The organism is Cupriavidus sp. FW305-3-2-15-C-LB2 (assembly GCF_058787575.1).
This window is the reverse complement of record NZ_JBYSZW010000001.1, coordinates 228,892-251,148: the sequence shown is the minus strand read 5'-3', so window position 1 is coordinate 251,148 and position 22,257 is coordinate 228,892. Positions and strand designations below refer to the sequence as shown.

18 protein-coding genes and 2 pseudogenes are annotated in these 22,257 nt (G+C 63.7%); 5 read left to right on the top strand and 15 right to left on the bottom strand.

Features of this window, described 5'->3' with window-relative positions; genetic code table 11:
* Positions 1 to 2: 2 nt before the first annotated feature.
* Genes AC3WRR_RS01295 through AC3WRR_RS01285 form a run of 3 tightly spaced genes read right to left on the bottom strand, consistent with a single transcriptional unit; the run spans position 3 to position 3,600 of the window.
* Complete coding sequence (locus AC3WRR_RS01295; RefSeq protein ID WP_492295828.1) at positions 3 to 887, bottom strand: branched-chain amino acid ABC transporter permease; 885 nt, start codon at positions 885 to 887, stop codon at positions 3 to 5.
* Positions 887 to 2,863: an AMP-dependent synthetase/ligase gene (locus AC3WRR_RS01290; RefSeq protein WP_492295826.1), complete on the bottom strand. Its 1,977-nt coding sequence runs from the start codon at positions 2,861 to 2,863 to the stop codon at positions 887 to 889. Before AC3WRR_RS01290 ends, AC3WRR_RS01295 begins: the two co-directional genes overlap by 1 nt.
* Positions 2,863 to 3,600: an ABC transporter ATP-binding protein gene (locus AC3WRR_RS01285; RefSeq protein ID WP_492296039.1), complete on the bottom strand. Its 738-nt coding sequence runs from the start codon at positions 3,598 to 3,600 to the stop codon at positions 2,863 to 2,865. Before AC3WRR_RS01285 ends, AC3WRR_RS01290 begins: the two co-directional genes overlap by 1 nt.
* A 554-nt stretch (positions 3,601 to 4,154) precedes the next feature.
* Between AC3WRR_RS01285 and AC3WRR_RS01280 the strand changes: the two genes are divergently transcribed.
* A complete protein-coding gene (locus tag AC3WRR_RS01280; RefSeq protein ID WP_492295824.1) occupies positions 4,155 to 5,360 on the top strand; it encodes a phenylacetate--CoA ligase family protein in 1,206 nt (401 codons plus the stop codon).
* A gap of 188 nt (positions 5,361 to 5,548) precedes the next feature.
* Positions 5,549 to 6,250 (top strand): TetR-type transcription factor C-terminal domain-containing protein, encoded by a 702-nt coding sequence (locus tag AC3WRR_RS01275; protein WP_492295822.1) that lies wholly within the window; start codon positions 5,549 to 5,551, stop codon positions 6,248 to 6,250.
* Positions 6,251 to 6,299: 49 nt separating this feature from the next.
* On the opposite strand, the gene AC3WRR_RS01270 is transcribed toward AC3WRR_RS01275, so the two are convergent.
* The 3 genes from AC3WRR_RS01270 to AC3WRR_RS01260 all read right to left on the bottom strand — a co-directional run bounded on the left by AC3WRR_RS01270 (position 6,300) and on the right by AC3WRR_RS01260 (position 10,004).
* Entirely contained in the window at positions 6,300 to 7,046 is a 747-nt protein-coding gene (locus tag AC3WRR_RS01270; protein ID WP_492295821.1) for an SDR family NAD(P)-dependent oxidoreductase, read from the bottom strand.
* Positions 7,047 to 7,109: 63 nt separating this feature from the next.
* Positions 7,110 to 8,663: a class I adenylate-forming enzyme family protein gene (locus tag AC3WRR_RS01265; protein WP_492295819.1), complete on the bottom strand. Its 1,554-nt coding sequence runs from the start codon at positions 8,661 to 8,663 to the stop codon at positions 7,110 to 7,112.
* 102 nt (positions 8,664 to 8,765) lie between these two features.
* Positions 8,766 to 10,004, bottom strand: coding sequence for a thiolase family protein (locus tag AC3WRR_RS01260; protein ID WP_492295817.1), 1,239 nt, complete (start codon positions 10,002 to 10,004; stop codon positions 8,766 to 8,768).
* A gap of 272 nt (positions 10,005 to 10,276) precedes the next feature.
* On the opposite strand from AC3WRR_RS01260, the gene AC3WRR_RS01255 reads away from it, so the two are divergent.
* A complete protein-coding gene (locus tag AC3WRR_RS01255) occupies positions 10,277 to 11,065 on the top strand; it encodes an enoyl-CoA hydratase/isomerase family protein (RefSeq protein ID WP_492295815.1) in 789 nt (262 codons plus the stop codon).
* A gap of 95 nt (positions 11,066 to 11,160) precedes the next feature.
* Entirely contained in the window at positions 11,161 to 11,913 is a 753-nt protein-coding gene (gene map, locus AC3WRR_RS01250) for a type I methionyl aminopeptidase (RefSeq protein ID WP_492295813.1), read from the top strand.
* Between the two features lie 169 nt (positions 11,914 to 12,082).
* Here map and AC3WRR_RS01245 read toward each other — a convergent pair whose 3' ends face one another.
* Positions 12,083 to 13,228 carry an acyl-CoA dehydrogenase family protein gene (locus AC3WRR_RS01245; RefSeq protein ID WP_492295811.1) on the bottom strand — a complete coding sequence of 382 codons (1,146 nt, stop codon included), beginning with the start codon at positions 13,226 to 13,228 and terminating at the stop codon, positions 12,083 to 12,085.
* A 267-nt stretch (positions 13,229 to 13,495) separates the two neighbouring features.
* On the opposite strand from AC3WRR_RS01245, the gene AC3WRR_RS01240 reads away from it, so the two are divergent.
* Positions 13,496 to 14,608 carry a CaiB/BaiF CoA transferase family protein gene (locus AC3WRR_RS01240; protein ID WP_492295810.1) on the top strand — a complete coding sequence of 371 codons (1,113 nt, stop codon included), beginning with the start codon at positions 13,496 to 13,498 and terminating at the stop codon, positions 14,606 to 14,608.
* Here the strand turns inward: AC3WRR_RS01240 and AC3WRR_RS01235 are convergent.
* The 8 genes and pseudogenes from AC3WRR_RS01235 to AC3WRR_RS01200 form a co-directional block, all read right to left on the bottom strand.
* Entirely contained in the window at positions 14,502 to 14,777 is a 276-nt protein-coding gene (locus AC3WRR_RS01235) for a hypothetical protein (protein WP_492296038.1), read from the bottom strand. The genes AC3WRR_RS01240 and AC3WRR_RS01235 overlap by 107 nt on opposite strands.
* 101 nt (positions 14,778 to 14,878) lie before the next feature.
* A complete protein-coding gene (locus tag AC3WRR_RS01230) occupies positions 14,879 to 15,775 on the bottom strand; it encodes an enoyl-CoA hydratase-related protein (protein WP_492295808.1) in 897 nt (298 codons plus the stop codon).
* A gap of 40 nt (positions 15,776 to 15,815) precedes the next feature.
* Positions 15,816 to 16,469: pseudogene (locus AC3WRR_RS01225) on the bottom strand (SDR family NAD(P)-dependent oxidoreductase).
* 148 nt (positions 16,470 to 16,617) lie between these two features.
* On the bottom strand, positions 16,618 to 17,526 hold the full coding sequence (locus tag AC3WRR_RS01220; protein ID WP_492295806.1) for an SDR family NAD(P)-dependent oxidoreductase: 909 nt from the start codon (positions 17,524 to 17,526) through the stop codon (positions 16,618 to 16,620).
* A gap of 38 nt (positions 17,527 to 17,564) precedes the next feature.
* Positions 17,565 to 17,753 (bottom strand): annotated as a pseudogene (locus tag AC3WRR_RS01215) (hotdog family protein); the annotation flags it as partial.
* 169 nt (positions 17,754 to 17,922) lie between these two features.
* On the bottom strand, positions 17,923 to 19,107 hold the full coding sequence (locus AC3WRR_RS01210; RefSeq protein WP_492295804.1) for a lipid-transfer protein: 1,185 nt from the start codon (positions 19,105 to 19,107) through the stop codon (positions 17,923 to 17,925).
* Between the two features lie 80 nt (positions 19,108 to 19,187).
* On the bottom strand, positions 19,188 to 20,348 hold the full coding sequence (locus AC3WRR_RS01205) for an ABC transporter substrate-binding protein (RefSeq protein ID WP_492295803.1): 1,161 nt from the start codon (positions 20,346 to 20,348) through the stop codon (positions 19,188 to 19,190).
* Between the two features lie 25 nt (positions 20,349 to 20,373).
* Positions 20,374 to 22,236, bottom strand: a complete 1,863-nt coding sequence (locus AC3WRR_RS01200) for an AMP-dependent synthetase/ligase (RefSeq protein WP_492295800.1) — start codon at positions 22,234 to 22,236, stop codon at positions 20,374 to 20,376.
* Positions 22,237 to 22,257: the final 21 nt, after the last annotated feature.

Here is a 22,257-nt window from a genome sequence, read left to right as displayed (position 1 = left end):
GCTTACACCCTTTCAATGGTTTTCCAGCCGAACAGGCCGGTCGGCCGCACGAACAGCACGGCCAGCATGATCACGAACGGCAGCACCGAGCCCACCGCACCGCCCACGATGGGGTCCAGGTAGGCCGTGGCCAGCGCCTGCACGATGCCGACCAGCAGTCCGGCCAGCAACAGCCCGGCAATCGACTCCAGGCCCGCCAGCAGCGCCACCGGCAATGCCGCCATGCCGATCTCGGCGGTCAGCAGGTTGATGGACTTGCCGCTCAGGTAGATGACCGCGCCCGCGGTCGACAACAATGCGCCCAGCATCCAGGCGAACGCCACCGAGCGCCGCACGGAGATCCCCATCGACAGCGCCACCTGGTGGTCTTCCGCCACTGCGGTCATGCGCAGGCCGATGCGGGTGCGATTGAAGAACCACGACAGCGCAAAGCCCATCGCCACCGTCAGCGCGCCGCCATAGCACAGGGAACGCGGGATCATGACCTCGCCGATGAAGATCGGCTCGAGCGGAAACACCACCGGAAACGGACGCACTTCCGCCCCGAACAGCACCAGGATCAGCCCTCGCAGCAGGATCAGCAGCCCCAGCGTCACCATCACCATGGAGAACACCGACTCGCCCACAAGCCGCGAGAAGAACACGCTCTCGATCAGCAGGCCGAACAACGCCGCGGCGGCGAACGCGAGCGGCAGCCCGAGATACAGCGGCAGGTTCATCTGCAGCACCATCCACCACACCAGGAAGCCGCCGAACACCACCAGTTCGCCCTGCGCGAAGTTGAACACTTTGGATGCGCGGTAGATGACCACGAAACCCATGGCGATCAGCGCGTACAGCAGGCCAATCAGGGCGCCATTGATCAGGTAGTTGAGGAAGTCGATCATCACGCTGCCCTCGCTTGCGGGACGCCGCCCGCTTCGGTGGTTTCGGATACCTGCACCGGCTGCATGTCATGCAGCGCGACGCAGGCGCGCAATTCGCCGCGGCGGCCATCCTGGTAGGTGACCGGCACGCTCACATCGCACTGGCGGCTGCCGCGGTGGTAGAGGCTGTCGATCAGGCCCGCGTAGCGCTGCTCCAGGAATTCCCGGCGCAGCTTGCGCGTGCGGGTCAGTTCGCCCTCATCCGGGTCCAGCTCTTTCGGGAAGCAGGCAAAGCGCCGCACCTGCGCATGCGCCGGCAGGAAGCGGTTCACGCGCGCGATCTCTTCGCGCAGGCGTGCCGCCACCTCGGGCTTCTGCGACAGGTCGGTGTAGGTGGAAAAGCCGATCTTGTGCTCCTCCGCCCAGCGCGACACCACCCCCATATCGATATTGACCAGCGCGGTGACAAAATCGCGGCGCTCATCGCCCACGGTCATCACGTCCTTGATGAAGGGGCTGAAGCGCAGCCGCGTTTCCACGAACTGCGGCGGAAAGGATTCCCCGGAGCGCAGGCGGCGCATGTCGGCCATGCGGTCCAGGAATACCAGCTCCCCCTGCTGCGTGACCGTCACGGCATCGCCGGTGCGGTACCAGCCCTCCTCGATCTTCTCCGCGAACTTTTCCTGCTTGCCGTGGTAGCCGAGCGCGAAAGTGCCGCCGCGCACGAGCAGCTCGCCTTGCCCGGACACTTTCCATTCCAGCGCGCTCTCCGCCGCCGGATGCGCCTGCACCCAATGGCCGGCGGTCTCCAGGTTGTAGGCGGCGCCACGGTGCGTGGTGAGGATGCCGGTTTCGGTGGAGCCATAGGAATTGCGCAGCGGCACGCCGATGGCATGAAACAGGCGGAACACGTCGGGCGACATCATCGAGCCCCCGCACAGCGCCACGCGGGCGCGCGTGAGGCCGAGCTGGTCGCGTAGCGGGCGCAGGACCAGCGCGTTGGCGAGCGGATAGGCCAGCCGCGCCAGCAGTCTTGGTTTGCGGCCCTCCAGCCGCGCCACATTGACGGCGTGGCCGATGCGCACGCCCCAGTGGTAGAGCACGCGCCGCAGCCGTCCGCCATCGGCCGTGCGGATTTCCATCGATGCGGCCAGGCTTTCCCACTGGCGTGGCGCGAACATCGCCACTTCGACGGCAAGCTCGCGGATATTGGCCTGCACCTGCTCGGGACCTTCCGGGAAATTGACCACCAGCGGCAACGCCAGCCCCATGGTCAGGCCGAAGAACTGCTCCGTCGCCCATGCCGGTGCGATGTAGGTGAGATATTCCATGCCCGGCCGCGCGCCGCAGGCGTCGACCAGGCGGTGGGCGTTGTCGACCAGGTAGCGATGGCTCAGCATCACGCCCTTCGGCCGCCCGGTGGTGCCCGAGGTGTAGGACAACACCGCGACGTCATCGAGCTGCCCGGCATCGACCTGGGCCTGGTAGTGGCCCGGCGCCTGCGCATGGCGCTGGCGGCCCGTTGCCTGCACCGACGCGAACGTGCGTAGCACCGGCTGGCGGTACGACCACATGCCGGTGTCGTCCCAGTAGACGATGTGCCGCAGGCTGGGCACCGCGCCAAGGATGGCCAGGCCCTTGTCCACCTGCTCCTGGTCCTGCGCAACCAGCGTCACCGCCGCGCTGTCGTTGAGCAGGTACTCGATTTCATCGACGGTCAGGTCTGGATAGAGCGATACCACGCGGCAGCCCAGCGCCTGCGCGGCGTATTCGGTCCAGAAGTGTTCGGGCTCGTTCTCACCGAGCACGGCCACGGTATCGCCGCGCGCCAGGCCCAGCGCCTCCAGGCCGAGCGCGAACGCCCGCACTTCGTCCAGCACCTGGGCAAAGCTGTACTGGCGCCAGATGCCGCGCTGCTTGTGGCGCTGTGCCAGCCGGCCGGGCTCCTGGCCCGCGCGCCACGACAGCAATTGCGGGAGGGTCGACATCTTCAACATCAGTGCCCCTCCCCGCCCAGGTAAGCCCGGATCACCGCCGGATGATTCTGGATCTCATGCGGCGTGCCGTCGGCGATCTTGCGGCCGAAATCCAGCACCGCAATGCGGTCGGCCAGGTCCATCACCACCCCCATGTCGTGTTCGACCAGCACCACGGGAATGCGCCGCGCCTCGCGTACATCGAGGATGAAGCGCGCCAGGTCTTCCTTCTCTTCGGTATTCATGCCGGCCATGGGCTCGTCCATCAGCAGGATGTCCGGCTCCTGCGCCAGCGCCCGCCCCAGGTCAACGCGCTTGCGCAAGCCGTAGCCAAGGCCGCCCACGGGCTGGTGGCGGATCGACTCGATTTCGAGCAGCTCGATGATTTCCTCCACCGCCTCGCGGTGCCGCACCTCTTCGCGCTGCGCCGCGCCGAACCAGGCGAACGATTGCGCCAGCCCGGCCTTCATGTGCAGGTGGCGGCCAACCATGATGTTTTCGACCACGGTCATGCCGGAAAAGATGTGCGTGCCCTGGAAGGTGCGCGCCAGGCCCGCGGCGGCGATCTCGTGCACGCCCCGGCCGCGCAGGTCCTTGCCCTTGAAGCGGATGTGGCCTTGCTGCGGCTTGTAGAAGCCGCTCAGGCAGTTCATCAGCGACGTCTTGCCGGCGCCGTTCGGGCCAATGACCGCGAGCAGCTCGTCGGGCCTCACCTCGACCGAGACATCGTTCAGCGCCACGATGCCGCCAAATGCCATGCGCAGGCATTGTGCCTGCAGCACCGGCGCCGACGCGGCAGGCCCCGGTGTCGGCGCGAGCGCGCCCCCGCCGCTGGCGGCGGCGTATTCAGACAGTAGTGCCACGGGATGTCTCCTCCTCGTTGACGATGGCCCGTCATGTGCGGGCCGTTGCCGCGCGCCGGTCAGCCGGCGTCGCGGTCAGGGCATCACGCCCCTGCGCTTCAGCGCGTTCCGTAACGTCGCGTCGACATGGCAATCCCCCGGAAGTTGATAACCAAAACATACAATCTATTTACTCATGAGTCAATGACGGAACCAGCGAGACGGCGGGAGCGTTTACCCTGAACATGCCGATATAAAATTGATTGACGGCCGTTACACGCCGCGGAACCATCAAAGCTCGTGCGAGGATCCACGACAGAGTCTGCTTAGATGTTTTTCTACTTATGGGTTAGTATCTGATCGAGGCGTTCATCCGAAGCCCGGCATTGCCGCCTGCCTTATACCCGCCGGGCATCTGCGACGGACCCGCCCCACCCTTTACAGCCATCGCCCCAACAGGGAGTTCAGCAATGGACAGATTCGAACAGCTTCGCCAGATGCAGCGCGGCGCATACGAGCGCGCCCCGGCGCTGCGCGAGCTTTATGCCAGCGCCGGCATGCGTCCCGACGACCTCCGCGACATTGCAGCCTTGAGCCGCCTGCCGGTCACGAGCAAGGAAGCCCTTCTGGCGCGGCAACGCGCCGATCCGCCGTTTGGCGGCTACCTCGGCGCCGATGCCAACAAGATTGGCCGCATCTTCGTCTCGCCGGGGCCGATCTACGAACCCCAACTGCACGACGACCAGCGCGGGCACGGCCTGGCCAGTGTCCTGGAACAGGCCGGCATCGGGCCGGGAGACCGGGTGCTGAATACCTGGGCGTATCACCTGGTGCCGGCCGGGCTGCTGCTGGACGATGCACTGCGCTCGGTCGGCGCCACCGTGATTCCCGGCGGGACCGGCGGTACGGAACTGCAGGCGCAAATCGTGATGGAGCTTGGCGTCACCAGTATCTGCGCTTCCACCGCGTTCTTCATCACGCTGGCCCAGACGCTGGAGGCGCAGGGACACCAGCTGCCGCGTGACTGGTGCGTGCGCAGCGCCCTGCTGGGAGGGGAAATGGGCGACTGGATGGGCAAGCGGCGCAGGCTCGAGGCGCGCTACGGCATCCGCACCTTTGCGGCCTATGCCACCGGGGACCTTGGCCTGATCGGCTATGAGTGTGACGACATGGAGGGCTATCGCATCGACGACGGACGCATCGTGCAGATCTGCGATCCGGTCAGCGGCGCACCGTTGCCGGCCGACGAGCCGGGCGAGATCGTGGTGTCCACGCTGAACCCGGCATGGCCGCTGATCCGCTTTGGCACGGGCGACGTGGCCTGCGCCACCGCGCTGCATGCCGACGGCGCGGTCCGACAAATCGGCATGCTGCAGGGACGGGTAGGCCAGGCGGTGAAGGTGCGCGAGATATTCGTCTATCCGCGCCAGATCGAAGACCTTGTGCTTGGCACTCCCGGGATCGGCCACGCGCAGGTCGTGGTGCAGCGCCCCGCGCACCGTGACGAAGTCACCCTGCGGGTGATGCTGGCCAACGGCGCGGCGCTTTCCGCGATCGATGCCGAGATCCGTGCGCGCTTCCAGCGGCTGACCCGCCTCAGACTGGACCAGATTGAGTGCATGGAATCTGCCTGCGCAGCGGATGCGCCGCTTCTGGTCGACGCGCGCGCGGTCTAGCCTCCAGGCAGGCCACCATGCACATTTCTACCTTTGAGTCAATTCATGATGCCGTGGCAAGATCCGTGTACCCACTACTAGGTCATGCGGCTTCTCCAGTGGGTCAAGCTCACCTTGCAACTCGGAGAATCTCTTTTTTACGCCGTGGTAAAATTCAGATACTCTAAATCTGGATCGAGCCATCCAACATGACCGTTACTGAAAAAAAGGCCAGGAAGCCCGCAGCGAAGACCAAGGCATCCGCCACCCGCTGGCGCGATGCCCTGCCCTCGCGGGAAGACCTGCAGAAGCTCAAGAAGGCCGCGCTGATCCGTGAGGCAGGGCGTGCATTCAAGGCCAAGGGCTTTCACCAGACTTCGCTGGACGAAGTCGCCGAAGCGCTCAATGTCACCAAGGCTGCGCTCTACTACTACGTAAAGGGCAAGCGCGAGCTGCTGTATGAGACGCAGGCCCTCGCGCTCGACATGGGCGACGAGGCGCTCGAGTATGGCAGGCAAGGCAAGACGGGCCGCGAGAAGCTGGAGCGCACCCTGTCCCGGTACATTGAGTACTCGTCCGAAGACTATGGCTCCCACATGATCTGGGGCCATCTGGAAGACATGTTGCCGGAGCACGGCCAGGTCATTCGCCAGCGGCTGCGCGATTTCGACCAGGCGGTGCGCGGCTTCGTCGAGGAAGGCATCAAGGACGGCAGCATCTCACCCTGCGACCCGAAGCTGGTCATCGCCTGGATCATGGGTGCCATCAACTGGATTCCGCACTGGTACAAGGAAGGCAGTCCCTACCACCCGGATGGGATCGCGCAGACGTTCCTGCAGCTCATGTTCAGCGGACTGGCGCCGGCCAGCGCCCCGGCGGGCAAGCCAGCCGCCAGCCCGCGCAAAGGGTAGCCCGCCTTTAGCCGCGCCGGGCCCCAAATTGCAGCCGGGCGCAATGGCCTCAGCGCGTACCGCAGTCGATATCGAACGTGGTCGCGTTCAGGTAGGCGTTCTCGACGATATGGCGTACCAGGCCGGCGAACTCCTCCGGCTTGCCCATGCGGCGCGGGAACAGCAGCTTCTCGACGATGCCTTCCGACACCTTCGGCGGCATGCCAGCGGACATCCCCGACTCGAACAGCCCCGGCGCGATCGCGACCACGCGGATGCCATGCTCGGCCAGGTCGCGTGCGACCGGCAGCGTCATGCCGATCACGCCGGCCTTGCTGGCGCTGTAGGCGGCCTGCCCCATCTGGCCAACCTTCGCCGCACCGGAAGCCGTATTGATGATGACGCCGCGCTCGCCGGTCTCCTCGGCGGGGTTGGCGGACATCGCCAGCGCGGCGTGGCGCACCACGTTGAAGGTGCCGGTCAGGTTGACCGCCAGCACGCGATTCCAGAGATCCGACGGGAATAGTTGGCCCTTCGAGAGCGTCTTGCAGGGACCGAGGATGCCGGCGCAGTTGACGGCGATATGCAGCGCGCCATGCTTCTGCACCACCGTGTCGATGGCCCCCTTGACGCTGCCCTCGTCGGCCACGTCCACGCCCAGGCCCGGCATGTCCGGGCCGAGTGCGTCCTGGACCTTGCCCGCATCGAGATCGAATCCGACCACCTTTGCACCGGCCGCAGCCAGCGCCTTGCAGGTTGCGAGGCCGAGCCCCGAGGCGGCGCCCGTGACAACAGCTACCTTGTTTTGCAGATTCATGTTGCTACCCTTTGGATTGAAGTCAGAGTTGGCAGAAATGGCCCTGTTGGCAATTCCGGCGTGTCAGACCGAACGCCACTGCCCTTTCCAGAATTTGTCGCGGATATCGCGCTTGAGGATCTTGCCGACCGCGCTGCGCGGCAGTTCCGGCCAGAATTCGACCGATTTCGGCGCCTTCATGCTGCCCAGTTCCCGCTTGCACAGGTCAATGACCGCATCGGCGTCGAGCGCCTGGCCGGGCTTGAGCTGCACCACAGCCTTGACCGCCTCGCCCCATTTTTCGTCGGGCACGCCAATCACCGCGCAGTCAAGCACGGCAGGCAGGGCATTGATCACCGACTCGATCTCGTTCGGGAACAGGTTGAAGCCGCCGCTGACGATCATGTCTTTCTTGCGATCGACGATGGTGATAAAACCCCGCTCGTCGCGAATGCCGATATCCGTGGTGTGATGCCAGCCGAATGCGGACACGGCGGCGGTGTCCTCGGGCCGCTTGTAGTAGCCCGTCATGACCATGGCGGACCGCACCACGATCTCGCCGCGCTGGCCCGGGCCGACAATGTTCCCGTCATCGTCCATGATCTCCACCTCGGCAAACGCCACGCGCTTGCCCGCGGAGCGCAGCGCATCTTCGTCAAAGCTGCCGTCTGGCCGCAGGTAATCCTGCGGACGCTTGGCAATGACTGGGAAGCTGCATTCGCTCTGGCCGTACACCTCATAGATGACTGGGCCGAGGCACCGCACCGCCTGCTTCATCTTCTCCGGGGCAATCGGTGCCCCACCCACGGCCAGGCATTGCAGCGAACCGAGGTCGGCTTGCCCGATCCGCGGGTCGCTCAGCAGCGCGTAGACAATGGTCGGCGGCAGGAACAGGTGGGTAATGCGCTCGCGCGCAATCGTGTCCAGCACCGCTGCGACATCGAAACCGGGCAATACCACCGTGCATCCACCGCGTACCGCGGCCGCCAGCGTCAGCATGGAGGCGGCATGCGTCAGCGGCGCCACCGCCAGCACGCGCGAGGTGTGGTCGATGCGCAGCGTCTCGAACACCGAGCGCAGCGCCATCTCCATCGACCGGTTGCTGTGGTAAGCGCCTTTGGAAGGCCCCGTGGTGCCACCCGTGGGCTGCAGCTGCGAAGGCGCGTCCATGTCCGCTGCCTCCGTGCGATGCAGCCCCCGGTGTGGCGCCAGCCAGTCTTCCAGGAACTCACCTTCCGGCGACGGCCTGTCGATACAGATGAACTTGCGTACCTTCGGCAGCCCGGCCCTGAGCGCCGGGACCACAGCCTCGAAGACACTATGGAAGAACACCAGCTCGCAATCGGCGTAGTCGAGCACGGCGACGTTGGTATCCACGGCGTTGCGGGTGTGCACCGCCACCCACGGCAGGCCGGCGCGGTTCATGCCGATCTGCAGCAGCGGGACGCGATAGTCGTTCGGCGCGTAGATCGCCGCGTGCGCGCCGGCGCGGATGTGGGGATCGGTCGCGAGCGCATTCGCCGTGCCGTGAACGAAGCGGTTGGCTTCAGTAAAATCCACCCTGACATCGCCGTCGATCAATGCCGGGGCGTGCGAATAGCGCGACACCGCGGCATCAAAGTAGTCGGCAAGGCGCATTGTCTTCTCCTTGTGGGCAGGGCTTGTGCCTGGGCGGCACCTGCTCGATTCTTTATTGCTTGCGGCGGGGACCGGTTGCCCCCCCATCACCCCCCCTGTCCTTCACCGACCGAGAATGGTCACGCAGGCCACTGCCTCTTCCACGCCGTAGGAGCCGCCGCCGTTCTCGGCCACGGCAATGCGGGCCTTGTCCACCTGGCGCGCGCCGGCCTCGCCACGTAACTGGGTCACCAGTTCGTGTACCTGCGCGATACCGGTGGCGCCGACCGGATGCCCCTTGGACTGCAGGCCGCCGGACGGGTTGACCGGGATGCGGCCGCCGATGGTGGTATCGCCGCGCTCGGAAGTCGGGCCGCCCTCGCCGAACTCGCAGAAGCCAAGGTTCTCGATCTGGATGATTTCGCCCATAGCGGTGGCATCGTGCACCTCCGCCACCGAGACGTCGCGCGGCCCCACCCCGGCCAGCTCGTAGGCGCGCCTGGCCGCGAGCACCGTCACGTGGTTGGCGATATCGTCGAAAGGGCGGTCAGTCCCGGTCTGGATCACCGACGCCAGCACACGCACGGCGCGCCGCTCGTCGATGCCCAGGCGCTTGAGCGCGTCGCGCGTGCAGACAATGGCGGCAGCGGCACCGTCGGACACCGGCGAGCACATCGGCAAGGTCAACGGGTAGGTGATCGGCGGCGCCGCCAGCACTTCCTCGATGGTGTAGGCGTTGCGGTACTGCGACAGCGGGTTGTGCACCGAATGCTGGTGGTTCTTGGCGGAGACGGCCGCGATCTGGCGCTGCGTGGTGCCGAATCGCTTCATATGCGCGCGGGCAAAGGCCGCGTAGACGTCCATGAAGACGCTGTAGGGCTTGGGCGAGGTGGTACCCGGCGGCACCTCGACGCCCTCGCCCATGCGGATCAGCGTGGCCTGGTTCGCTTCGGCCGTGGAGACATCCATGGCGCTGTCGAAGACCGAGAACATGCGTTCACGGTCGGTGGAGAACATCTTTTCGGCGCCGACCGCCAGCGCCACGTCGCCGGCGCCGGCGTGCACATGGTTCACTGCCAGCGTGAATGCGCTGCTGCCGCTGGCGCAGGCGTTCTCCACGTTGACCACCGGAATGCTGCCAATACCCATGTCGCGCAGCGCAATCTGGCCGCGAATCATGTGCTGGCCGTCCATATGGCCTTGGGAGGCATTGCCATAGAAGGCCGCGTCGATGGACTCCTTCTGGATGCCAGCGTCCTTCAGGGCCGCTTCGACGGCCTGGCGCACCATTGCTTTGATCGTGAGGTCTGTAAGGCGCCCAAAGGGGGTCATGCCGACTCCGACCACGAAAATTTCGCTCATATCTTTTCCTACTCCCACGTGATATCAGTGAACCACTATACGATTCACTAACTTCAACGTCAATGAAGTACTGCGCCTCGCAATGCCAACGTTTACCCGCAACCGTGGCACAAAGCCGCTGCATCAAGGGAGTGCCCGCAACGCTCAGGGAAATTGACCTGAACAGCTTTGCATTGGATAAATTCTACCCATGGGTTAGTATTAATGCCTGACATTCCGAAAACTGTCCGGCGCAGCAGCTCGTTGCGGCCCCGCCCATTGGAGAAACAACCGTGCAAGATGCAGCAGTCCTTACCGAGGTCCGTGACGAGGCCATCTGGGTCACCCTGAACCGCCCCGCCGCCATGAACTCCATTTCGCCCGGGGTGATTCAGGGCGTGATGCAGGCGCTTGATGAGGCGCAGGCGCGCGACGACGTGCGCGCGGTCGTCCTGACTGGCGCCGGGCGAGCCTTTTGCGCCGGCGCCGACCTCAAGTTCGTCCGCGGCGAGCAGGAAAGCGGCAATGACAGCTCCAGCCGTTTTCTGGACGACCTGCTGGTCCTGCTGAACCGGCTGGAAGCCTTCCCGCAGCCCGTCATTGCCGCAGTCAACGGCATGGCGCTGGCGGGCGGGCTGGAACTGGTGCTGTGTTGTGATCTGGTAATTGCCGCGCGCTCGGCGCGCTTTGGCGATGCCCATGCCAACTATGGCCTGCTGCCGGGCGGCGGGGGCTCGGTCCGCCTGCCCCGGAAAATCGGCCCCACCCGCGCCAAGTACCTGATGTACACGGGCGAGTTCGCCCCGGCCGAAGATATGGCGGCGGCAGGCCTGGTAAATCAGGTGGTGGATGATGCAGAACTGGGCGATGCCGTGGCGGCCGTGGTCAGGCGCATCGCGGCGAAGAGCCCGATCGGGCTGGCGCGCATGAAGGCGCTGGTCAATGACGGCCTGGAGCAGCCCGTCGAAGTGGCGCTTCGCCAGGAACTGCTGATGACCGCACTGCACAAGCACAGCCACGACATCCGCGAGGGGCTGGCGGCCTTCCAGGAGAAGCGCGAGCCACGCTTCCTCGGGCGCTAACGCCCGGGAGGCGCGCTGCAGGCAAGGCCAGCCGCGGCCGGCTGGCCTTGCGCCGGGAGTTCTCGCGGACTGCCTGTACCCGAGCTACGAAAACCATGCATAACCTCATAAAATCCGCGGACGACATCGCCCATATGCGCGAGTCCTGCCGCCTTGCCTCCGAAGTGGTCGACTACATTCCCCCCACGTCAGAGCAGGCGTCACCACCGGCAAGCTTGCCGAGCTTTGCCACGCTTACATGCGCGACGTCCAGGGGACAGAGTCGGCCGACGCTCGGCTACAAGCCACCGGATTCGCCGCCGTTCCCCGGGGCGACCTGCACCTCTCTTAATGACGTCGTTTGCCATGGCATTCCAGGCAGCCGCGTGCTCAGGAATGGCGACGCACTGAACCTGGACGTCACCGTCATTACACGCCAGGGATACTACGGTGACACAAGCCGGATGTTCCTGGTTGGGGAGGGTTCAATCCTGGCTAAGCGGCTCAGCCAGGTGGCTTTCGAATGCGTGTGGAAGGGGGTTGCGCAAGTGCGGCCCGGGGCGAGGCTGGGCGACATCGGCCATGCCATCCAGTCGCATGCCGAGGCGGCCGACTACAGCGTCGTGCGCGAATACTGCGGGCACGGCGTTGGGAAGGCCTTTCATGAAGATCCGCAAATCCTCCACTATGGCCGCCCTGGAACCGGCTTGGAGATCGCGCCGGGAATGACGTTCACCGTGGAGCCGATGCTCAATGCCGGCAAGCGGGACGTTCGGCTGATGGCAGATGGCTGGACGGTCAACACACGTGATCGCACGTCTGTCGGCCCAATGGGAACACACGGTCCTGGTGACAGAGACAGGCCATGAAATACTAACAATGTCCGCTGGCACGCAAGCAGGCCCGTCCTTCGTGGAAGCCTGCCTGAGCGCGTGATGGCGCCGCGACGCCGATTCCGGTGGCACCCGGCCCCGAATCGCTTCTGCTGCGCCATGGTTGCCGGGCACACGCCCGTCAGCCATGGCGCAAAACACCGGCTCATGCCAGGCTGCGCGCAATGATCAGCTTCTGGATGTGGCTGGTGCCTTCATAGATTTTGGTCACCCGCACATCACGGTAGTAGCGCTCGACCGGAAAGTCGGTCAGATAGCCGTAGCCGCCGTGGATCTGCAGTGCATCCGAGCAGACCTTCTCGGCAATCTCGCTGGCGTAGAGCTTGGCAATCGACGCCTCCTTGGCGCATTCGATGCCCGCCTCGCACAGGCGGGCTGCGTGCAGGGAATACTGGTAGGCCAGGTCTACCTGCATCGCCATATCGGCCAGGTCGAAATTCACCGCCTGCAGCTTGAAGATGGGCTCGCCGTAGGCTGTGCGCTCCTTCGCATACTGCACCGCGGCTTCCAGTGCGGCACGCGCCGCCCCCGCTGCAATGAAGGCGATGCCGATGCGGCCGTCGGACAGGTTGTTCAGAATGGCGCCGTAGCCGTTGCCCTCTGCGCCCAGCAGGCTGTCGGCAGGCGCGCGATAGCCTTCCAGCACGATCTGCGCGGTATGCGCCGTGTGCTGGCCAAGTTTGCTTTCGATGCGGGCCACGTGATAGCCGCGCTGCTTCGGATCGATGACGAACGTGCTCCAGCCGCGCTTGCCTGCCGCCTTGTCGGTCTGCGCCAGCACCACCGCCACGCCGGCTTCGTCGCCATTCGAAATGAATTGCTTGGTGCCGTTGAGGATGAAATCGCCGCCCTCACGCTGTGCGCTGGCGCGCAACGCGCTAGTATCGGAGCCCGCTTGCGGCTCGGTGATCAGTGATGCGCCGACCAACTCGCCGCGCGCCATGCCCGGCAGGTAGCGCTGCCTCTGCGCTTCCGTTCCATTGGTGGCAATGCTCAAGGCCGTGAAATTGTGGACATGCAGGATCGTGGCAAGCCCGGCATCGGCCGCCGCGAACTCCATTTGCGCCAGGCAGAACTCGACGATGCCTGCGCCAACGCCGCCATATTCCTCGGGAATCAGCATGCCGAGGAAGCCGGATTCAGCCAGCGTCCGCAGCTCCGCGTGCGGCCAGGCTGACAGGCGGTCGCGTTCGGCGGCCGTAGGGGCAATGACCTCTTTCGCGAGCCGGCGGGCCGAGTCGCGGATCATGATCTGCTGCTCTGTGAGGAAGGCGGTGGATGAATCTGCCATGGTGTGTCTCCTTACAACCATTCGTATCGATGAGCCTGCCGGGGTGACAGGGCAATGCAATGTATTTTTCTACTCGAAAGTCAATTTTGTTCCCAGTTCAACAGGATGTCAACGGCTCGAAGCTTTGGCGCATTTCACCCTCGACCGGGTGCGATACGGATCTCTTTCGTTCTGACGTCAGAGTTCTTTGGTTATTATTAGTTCTACTTACGGGTAGAATGAATGCACAGACGCTATCCAGCGCCCCAACCATTCACGGAGACACCCTTGAATGCAAACAGGCAAGGCCCACTGGCCGGACTCAAAATCCTCGAAATCGCCGGCATCGGCCCCGCCCCTTTTTGCGGCATGCTGCTGGCAGACCTCGGCGCCGACGTTGTAGTTGTCGACCGCGTCGAGAAGAACGCTGAGAATGTCGACCTTGGCAAGCATGCGCTGACCAACCGCGGCAAGCGCTCGGTGGCGGCGGACCTGAAGACGCCAGCCGGCACGGAGACCGTATTGGCGCTGGCCACGCATTGCGATGCGCTGATCGAAGGCATGCGTCCGGGCGTGATGGAGCGGCTCGGACTGGGCCCGGATGTTTGCCTGCAGCGCAATCCGCGCCTGGTCTATGGGCGCATGACCGGATGGGGCCAGCATGGCCCGATTGCACATGCCGCCGGGCACGACCTGAACTACGTGGCACTGTCCGGCGCGCTCTGGTATGCCGGGCAGCCAGGCCAGCCACCGCTGGTGCCGCCCAGCCTCGTCGGCGATATCGGCGGCGGCGCGATGTACCTGGCCGTGGGCCTGCTCGCGGGAATCATGCACGCGCGCGCGACCGGCAAGGGCCAGGTCGTGGATGCTGCCATTGTCGATGGCAGCGCCCATATGACCGCCCTGCTGCTGGCCCTGCAGGCCGCTGGCCAGATGCATCCAACGCGCGGGCAGAGCCTGCTGGACGGTCCGCACTGGTACAACACCTATCGCTGCGCCGATGGCGCCTATGTCTCGGTGGGCTCGGTCGAACCCAAGTTCTACCGGGAATTGCGCCAACGCCTTGGGCTGGATGCCGACCCGGCCTTCGACAATGGCTATGAGGCCCGCACCTGGCCACAGCTGCGCGAGCGCTTTGCCGCCCTGTTCGCCACGCGCACCCGGGCGGAATGGAATGCCCTGCTGGAAGGCACCGACGCCTGCTTTGCCCCGGTGCTGACGCCAGACGAAGCCGCTGAGCATCCGCACCTGCGGGCGCGCGGCGTGTACAGCCGCAACGATGGTGTATTGCAGCCTAATCCGGCACCGCGCTTCTCGGCCACACCACCTGCTGCGCCAGGGCCCGTGCCGCAGCGTGGCGAGCATACAGATGCGGTGCTGCGGGAGTGGGCGGGCCGCTAGGCGAACGCGTACCGGGGATGCCCGCAGGGCATCCCCGGTACGCGTTTCCGTCTTGCCACTTGACCAGTGCCGGTGGGAAATACTCGCCGGCAAACGTCTGGCGGATGGCATCGTTGTCGCCGCGAAGCACCGCTCCGGGCCAGATGCTGCAGCCCGGGCCTACCGTCACGTTGCCGATGATGGTGGCTTCCGGCGCCACGTAGGCGCCCCTGGTCGATCACAGGAACAAGTTTCCCGAGCTGGTAGACTGGCATGGCACCGCGGACCGGTTCAGCGGCCCCGGAAGACGGGCTGGCGACGTTCCGCGAAAGCCCGGACGGCCTCCTTGTGGTCTTCGGTGAAGAAATTCTCCTTCTCGAGCGCCAGCGAAGTGTCCAGCACCAGGTTCGCCGTGTCGCGCAGGATCTTGTTCACGGACGCCTTGGTGCCCGCGATGGCCAGCCGCGGCCCCTTGGCCAGCCGCTGGGCCATGGCGGTGGCCGCCTGCACCAACTCGTCTTGCGGCAACACCTGGTTGAGCAGGCCAATGCGCTCGGCTTCCGCGGCCGTGAGGCTGTCCCCGGTCATCAGGTACTGCTTCGCACGCACCGGGCCAACCAGCAACGGCCAGATGACCGCGCCGCCATCGCCCGCGCCAACGCCGATGCGAACGTGAGGATCGGAAATACGAGCGGAATCCGCGGCATAGACCATGTCGCAGAACAGCGCCAGCGTGGCGCCGAGGCCCGCCGCCGCGCCGTTGACCGCTGCAATGATCGGCTGCGGCAGTTCCAGCAGGTCGATGATGATCTTGCGCGCCTCGCGGAACAGCGCATCGACTTCATCCCGCGTGATATCGCTGATCCAGTTGATGTCGCCCCCGCCGCAGAAGCCGCGCCCGTTGCCGGTCAGCACCACGACGTGGATGCTGCGGTCGGCGGCGATATCCGCGAACACGCGGGACAGTTCTTCATGCAGGGCCTTGTCGACGGCATTCATCGCCTGCGGACGGTTCAGGCGCATAACGAGCACGCTGCCCTCCATCGAGAACTCGATATTCTTGTAAGCACTGTATTGCATACGGTTTCCAGAAATTATTCGGAATTGACGCCGGAGAAGTGCCCCGACCATGCTCTCCCTCCGGGCGAGATACGGGGAATCCCGGTCCTTCGCGCGGTCAGGATGCACGCCACCCGCGTCGCGGCCGGGGCCACCCAGGCAGTTGCGGCTATTGGGCGGTGTAGGCCCCGTCGACGGTGTACTGTGCCCCGGTCACAAAAGAGGCAGCATCGGAAAGTAGGAAAGCGACAACCTCCGCGATGTCTTCCGGGGTTCCCAGGCGCCCGACCGGGTGACGTGCCGCCAGCGCCCGCTTCCATTCAGGAGGTGCCACGTCCAGCATCGGCGTCTCGATATATCCCGGATGCACCGAGTTGACCCGCACCCCTTGCTGCGCATAAGCAATTGCCGTCGCCTTGGTAAGGCCAGTCACCCCGTGCTTGGCCGCGACATACCCAGATCCCAGGGCCTGCCCAACCAGGCCGAGTACCGACGAGACATTGACGATGGCTCCCCCGCCGGCGGCAAGAATGGCGGGGATTTCATAGTGCAAGCCAAAGAACACGCCATTGTGGTTGACGTCAATGACCGTCTGCCAATCGGCGATGGCCAGCTCCCCGGCAGGAAGCGGGGCACCGGAGATGCCCGCATTGTTGACGGCAAGGTGCAGTGCGCCGAATTCCCTGACAGCCTGCTCCACGGCGCATTTCACTTAGCCATGATCGGCAACGTTGCAGACATCGCAGGATGCCTTACCCCCACCGGCGACAATCTGCTCAGCAACCGTCTTGGCGTGCTCCGCATTGATATCGGACACCAGCACTGCGGCCCTGCTGCGCGCCAGCAGGCGGGAAACCGCGGCACCGATGCCGAAGCCTCCACCCGGTTACCAGTGCAACCCTGTCTTTGAATGTCTCGCTCATCGGTCTCTCGTACTCTCGCTCACGGGGCCTGCTCCGCGCAGGCCATGCTCAAGCCTGCGCGCCAAGCGCCTGCTGCACGAAGCGCTGGATCTCCTGGTCGGCGCTGGCATGGGCCTTGGCACTGCGCAGGTCGGCAATCTGCGCGTATCGTTCGGCGATCGCCTCGGGCGTCAAAGTGCCGTCGGCAAAGTGAACCGGTGCCGCCTCAACCATGGCCGCCACGGCAAACGAGCCGCCACCGGCGGACATCACCGTCCTGGACGGCGCATCCTCGCTGCACAGGAACAGCACGGCCGGCGTGACCCGCTCAGGCTGCAGCGCGGCCTGCACGGCCTCGGGAAGCAGCTCGGCCGTCATGCGCGTGGTAGCCAGCGGCGCAACGGTGTTGACCCGAATATTGTTCTTGAAGCCTTCCTGATGGATCACGTTCATCAGTCCCACCAGCCCCATCTTGGCGGCGCCGTAGTTGGCCTGCCCGAAGTTGCCGTACAGGCCGGCGGCCGATGTGGTCATCACGATGCGGCCATAGCCCTGTTCGCGCATGATCGGCCAGACCGCCTTGGAGCAGTGCACCGAGCCCATCAGGTGTACATCCAGCACGGCGCGGAAGTCTGCCATTTCCATCTTTGAGAAGGTCTTGTCGCGCAGGATGCCCGCATTGTTCACGAGAATGTCCACGCGGCCGAACTCGTCCATGGCCAGCTTGACCATGGCCTGAACCTGCTCGTAGTCGGAGACGTCGGCGCCGTTAGCCAACGCCACGCCGCCCGCCTGCCGGATCTCCTCCACGACTGCCAGCGCCGCAGCCGACGAACCGCCGGTACCGTCCCGGTTGCCGCCGAAATCATTGACAACCACCTTGGCGCCGCGCGTCGCGAAAGCCAGCGCGTGCTGCCGACCCAAGCCGGCTCCCGCGCCGGTAATGATGGCAACCTTGCCGTCGAAGCGAATGCTCATGTCTTGTCTCCTTTGGTATCTTGTCAGGGTCGTGGGATTCAGGGAAAGCGCCGGGAGATCGACTCCGCCACGCAAGCCGGCTTGCTGGCGCCTTCGCACTCCACGGTCATCTCGATCTTCATCTGCGCGCCGCCCCCTTCCAGCGCATCCCAGCTCCGCAGCTTGAAATGCGCGCGCAGGCGCTTGCCAACCGGTACCGGCGTCATGAAGCGGACCTTGTCCAGCCCGAGCGCGGCCAGGTGAGCGCGACACTTCCGGCAATTACATCCAAACCAATCTTGTTAAAAAGGGAGGATCTTTATAGGGCGGATTGGTCAGCCAGCACCCATTCGCTGGCACCGATTTCCTGGCCCACCAAGGATCGAAGACTGCCAATTGTTTCGTAAACTTTCATGGTCATGCCCGTTCGTAGAGTGTTACTAGGCACGCGCCACCAATGCCAATGTTGTGCTGGAGCGCCAGTCTGGCGTTTTGTACCTGCCGGGGGCCGGCGTGACCGCGCAACTGGGTGACCAGCTCGAAGCATTGGGCCAGTCCGGTCGCACCGATGGGGTGGCCCTTGGAGAGCAGTCCGCCCGATGGATTGGTAACGATCTTTCCGCCATAGGTGTTGTCGCCATCGTTCACGAACTTCTCGGCCCCGCCTTCCGGGCAAAGGCCCAGGGCTTCGTAGGTCAGAAGCTCGTTCTGTGCAAAGCAGTCGTGCAATTCGATCACGTCAATGTCCTCGGGCCCGACTCCTGAGTTGGAATAGACCTGGTGTGCGGCTTCTTTCACCATGCTGAAACCCGCCACTTCGCGCAGGTCACGACCGTCGAATGACACGGCGCGATCAGTGGTCATAGCCTGCGCGCGAATTTTGGCCGAACGGTTTATTCCATGCCGCTGGGCAAATTCATTGGAACATATGATGGCTGCGGCGGCGCCGCAGGTCGGGGGGCAGGCCATCAGCCGCGTCATCACGCCCGGCCACATCACGGGCGATGCCATGACTTCCTCTGCAGTAACATGCGCCTTGAAAACGGCCAGGGGATTGTTGGCCGCATGGCGGCTAGCCTTGGCCCTGATCTTGGCAAAAGTCTCCAGTTTCGTGCCAAAGCGCTTCATGTGCTCCATGCCTGCGGCACCGAAAATGCGCAAGGCGATGGGAACGTTGGTGACATCGGCATTGGTTTCGATGCAGGTATTGAAGTGCTCGAACACCGATGGCCGATCATTGAAAATAGCACCCAGCGCACCGGGATTCATTTGGTCAAAGCCAAAGGCCAGGACGCAGTCGGCCATACCACTGGCCACCGCCTGTCGCGCAAGATACAGCGCGGTCGAGCCTGAGGCGCAGTTGTTGTTGACATTGATGATGGGAATCCCCGTCATTCCGACCTCGTACAGGGCACGCTGGGCCGAGCAGGAATCACCGTAAATGAAACTGCCGTAAGCCTGTTCCACCTGGGAATAATCAATGCCCGCATCCGCGAGGGCCAGCTTGATGGCGTTGGAGCCCATGACTAGGTAAGGATCGCTGGCTCCAGGCTTGGTAAAGGGAATCATCCCGACGCCTGCAACATACACTTCTGTGTTCATAGAGTTCTCCAAGAACGAGGTTACCAGTTGATTGATTGGCGCGCTGTGGCGTGCCAATCAACACCAGGAAAGTGGGTGATTTACTTGATATCGGTAACCAGCTTCCAGCGACCATCCTGAATTTGGGACAGCCGGGATTTATCGTTCCCGAGCCGCTTGGTTGCGGTCCAGTTCAGCGGCGGGCTGCCGAAAATATCGGTCTGGCGCTCCGTCGACTCCATGGCCTTGATGAAGCTGTCGGTCGTCAGGGCAGGACCAGCCTTGGTAGCTGCCTGGGCGAAAACGTCCATGATGATGTAGCCATACAAAGAGTAGAGGCCAGGTTCCTCGCTGAACTTGGTCTGGTACTTGTTGGCCCAGAAACGCACCGGCTGCGACGACGAGTCTAAGGACGGCACTTCGACGCTCATGGCCGCATAAAGGCCATTGACCACCGAGCCACCCAGCTTGGGAATCAATTCGCCATAGGAGGCAGCGGAGCCGAAGAAGGTCGGATTGAAGCCGAGGCGATTGGCTGCGGTCATGCCGCCAATAGTTTCCCGGGTAACGGCGGCAAGAACCACCAGATCGCATTTGGATGCCGCCAGGCGCTGCATCTGCGTGGAAAAATCGGTCGCGCCGCGCTTGTAGGAGGCGGTTTCTTCCAGCTTCATGCCAATGGTTTTCAGCCCTTCCTCGGCGCCCTTGAGCACCTCGTGGCCTAGTTCATCGTCCTGGTACATCGAGCAGACGCGCTTGGCCCCCTTCTTTTGAACCAGCTTGGGCAGCATCTCAAGCGTTTGCTGGTAATAGGTCGAGAAATAGGCAAATTTGAGCCTGTTGAGGGGTTCATACATTTCCCGGGCGGCCGTCACAGGCAGGAAGCTGATGACGTTCTTGGGAAACATCACCGGAAATGTCGCAGTGACGGGGGCGGTGCCTGGCGACCCAAGCATCGCGAAGATCCTGTCGCCATTGACCAGCTTTTGCGCCGCCAGGACGGCGCGGCGCGGGTCATAGGCCACGTCCTCGACCTTCATGACGATCTTTCGGCCGTTGATGCCGCCCTGCTCGTTGACTTCGTCGATGCGCAGCAGCATGCCGTTTCTAATCTGCTTGCCTGGGCCGGAAAGGGGGCCGGACAGGTCGGCGATCGTGCCAAGAATGATCTCATCCTTGGTCACCCCTTGCGTCTGGGCATGGGCTGCCGGGAAAGAAAGTGCCATCGCGATGGCCGCGGCGACGGTGAATTTTGTCTTCATACTCCGGTCTCCTTTGGTTGAAAAGTCAGGTCGCGCCGTACATCGAATCGATTTGTGCGGAGTATTTGTTCTGCACCAGCTTGCGCTTGAGCTTCATCGTGGGTGTCAGCTCCTCGTCTTCCGCGCTCAATTGGGTGTCCAGCAGCCAGAATTTCTTGATCTGTTCGACCCGGGCAAACTTCTTGTTCACCCTTTCGATTTCTTCCTGAATCAGCGCCTGCACTTCGGGGGAACGGGTCAGCGACGCGTAATCGCTGAAGGGCACGTTATTGTCTTGCGCATACTTCTCGACGTTTTCCTGCTCGATCATGATGATGACCGTAAGGTAAGGCCGCTCGTCCCCGATCACCACAGCATCGGTGATGTGGGGCGAGAACTTCAATTCGTTCTCGATTTCGCTGGGCGTGATGTTCTTACCGCCGGCAGTGATGATGATGTCCTTCATCCGGTCGATGATTCGATAGAAGCCCTCGTCATCGACCGCGCCAACGTCTCCCGTGTGGAGCCAGCCATCTGCATCCAGCGCCTCGGCGGTTTTCTCCGGCTTGTTGAGATAGCCCATGAAAATGGAGGGGCCGCGAACCAGCAACTCGCCCGTTTCCGGATCCAGGCGAACCTCGTTGTAATCGGCGGCCCGCCCGATGGAGCCGGCCTTGATGCGATCCGCTGGCATGGCGGTCGCGGCCGCGCCGGTTTCGGTCATGCCCCAGACTTCGAGCATGGGAATGCCCAGCGCGAGATACCAGCGCACCAGGTCGGGCGAAATCGGCGCGGCACCGGTGTTGATAAATTTGGCGTGGTGAATGCCGATGAAGCGCCTGACGTTGTCGAGAACGAGCAGCCGTGCCAGCCGGAACTTGAATTTCAAAGACGCGGGAACGGCCTTCCTGTCGAGGACCAGGCCGGCAACGCGGTTGCCGGTATCTATGGCCCATGCGTACGCTGCCTGCTGCAGCTTGGTGGCATCCTTCAGCGCGATCGTCACCGATGAATAGAACTTCTCCCAAATGCGGGGAACTGCGGTCATCACTGTGGGGGATATCTCGCGTATGTTCTCAGGCACGGTGTCCGGGTTTTCGACGAAATTGAGCGTCGCACCGGTGTACATGGAAAAATACTCCCCCCACAGGCGCTCAGCCACGTGGCACAGCGGCAGGAAACACATCCGCTGGTCGCTCTCGTCTTGTGGGTAGAGGGTGTTGAGGCCATACAATGCATGCAGCAACCCTTTGTGGTTGTGCATGGCCCCCTTGGGCCTGCCTGTCGTGCCCGAGGTGTAGATCAGGATGGCCAGGTCGCCGGGCTGGATCGCCGAAAGGCGGGCGTCCAGCGCGTCCGGATGCTGCTGGCCGTAGGCGCGCCCCAGCTCCCGAAGATGGGCCAGGCTGATGACTTGAGCGTCGCAGAAGTCGCGCAGGCCCTCCATGTCTTCGACGATGATTTTTCGCAGCAAGGGCAGTTGGCCTCTGACCTCCAGTGCCTTGTCCAGCTGCTCTTCGTCTTCGACGAACAGAACCGTCGTGCTGGAGTCCACGCACAGGTACTGGACTTGCTCGGACGAATCGGTCGGGTAAATCCCGTTGGAAACGCCGCCCGCGCTCAGGATCGCGAGATCCACCAGTACCCATTCGATTTTGGTATTGGAAAGCACCGAGGCGGTTTCCCTCGGCGCAAAGCCCAGGGAAATCATGCCATTGGCGATTTCCCGCACGATGTCGGCTGCCTGTTTCCAGGTCCAGGTGTTCCATATCCCCAGATCCTTTTGCCGCAGCCACACCTTCTCGCCTCGCATTCGTGCGGCATTCCAAAAGACACCGGGTATCGTGTCGCCTGGAACAACGATGTCATGCTGCGGAGGTATATGGGTCAAATCCCACAGATTGCTCATATTGCTGATCTCTCTGGTTGC

Bases quoted from the DNA above. Each gene is read 5' to 3' on its own strand.
- map (WP_492295813.1), top strand. From the start codon at position 11,161: ATGCATAACCTCATAAAATCCGCGGACGACATCGCCCATATGCGCGAG.
- AC3WRR_RS01280 (WP_492295824.1), top strand. From the start codon at position 4,155: ATGGACAGATTCGAACAGCTTCGCCAGATGCAGCGCGGCGCATACGAG.
- AC3WRR_RS01270 (WP_492295821.1), bottom strand. From the start codon at position 7,046: ATGAATCTGCAAAACAAGGTAGCTGTTGTCACGGGCGCCGCCTCGGGG.
- AC3WRR_RS01205 (WP_492295803.1), bottom strand. From the start codon at position 20,348: ATGAAGACAAAATTCACCGTCGCCGCGGCCATCGCGATGGCACTTTCT.
- AC3WRR_RS01220 (WP_492295806.1), bottom strand. From the start codon at position 17,526: ATGAGCATTCGCTTCGACGGCAAGGTTGCCATCATTACCGGCGCGGGA.
- AC3WRR_RS01245 (WP_492295811.1), bottom strand. From the start codon at position 13,228: ATGGCAGATTCATCCACCGCCTTCCTCACAGAGCAGCAGATCATGATC.
- AC3WRR_RS01260 (WP_492295817.1), bottom strand. From the start codon at position 10,004: ATGAGCGAAATTTTCGTGGTCGGAGTCGGCATGACCCCCTTTGGGCGC.
- AC3WRR_RS01265 (WP_492295819.1), bottom strand. From the start codon at position 8,663: ATGCGCCTTGCCGACTACTTTGATGCCGCGGTGTCGCGCTATTCGCAC.
- AC3WRR_RS01295 (WP_492295828.1), bottom strand. From the start codon at position 887: ATGATCGACTTCCTCAACTACCTGATCAATGGCGCCCTGATTGGCCTG.
- AC3WRR_RS01275 (WP_492295822.1), top strand. From the start codon at position 5,549: ATGACCGTTACTGAAAAAAAGGCCAGGAAGCCCGCAGCGAAGACCAAG.
- AC3WRR_RS01210 (WP_492295804.1), bottom strand. From the start codon at position 19,107: ATGAACACAGAAGTGTATGTTGCAGGCGTCGGGATGATTCCCTTTACC.
- AC3WRR_RS01290 (WP_492295826.1), bottom strand. From the start codon at position 2,863: ATGTTGAAGATGTCGACCCTCCCGCAATTGCTGTCGTGGCGCGCGGGC.
- AC3WRR_RS01285 (WP_492296039.1), bottom strand. From the start codon at position 3,600: ATGGCATTTGGCGGCATCGTGGCGCTGAACGATGTCTCGGTCGAGGTG.
- AC3WRR_RS01200 (WP_492295800.1), bottom strand. From the start codon at position 22,236: ATGAGCAATCTGTGGGATTTGACCCATATACCTCCGCAGCATGACATC.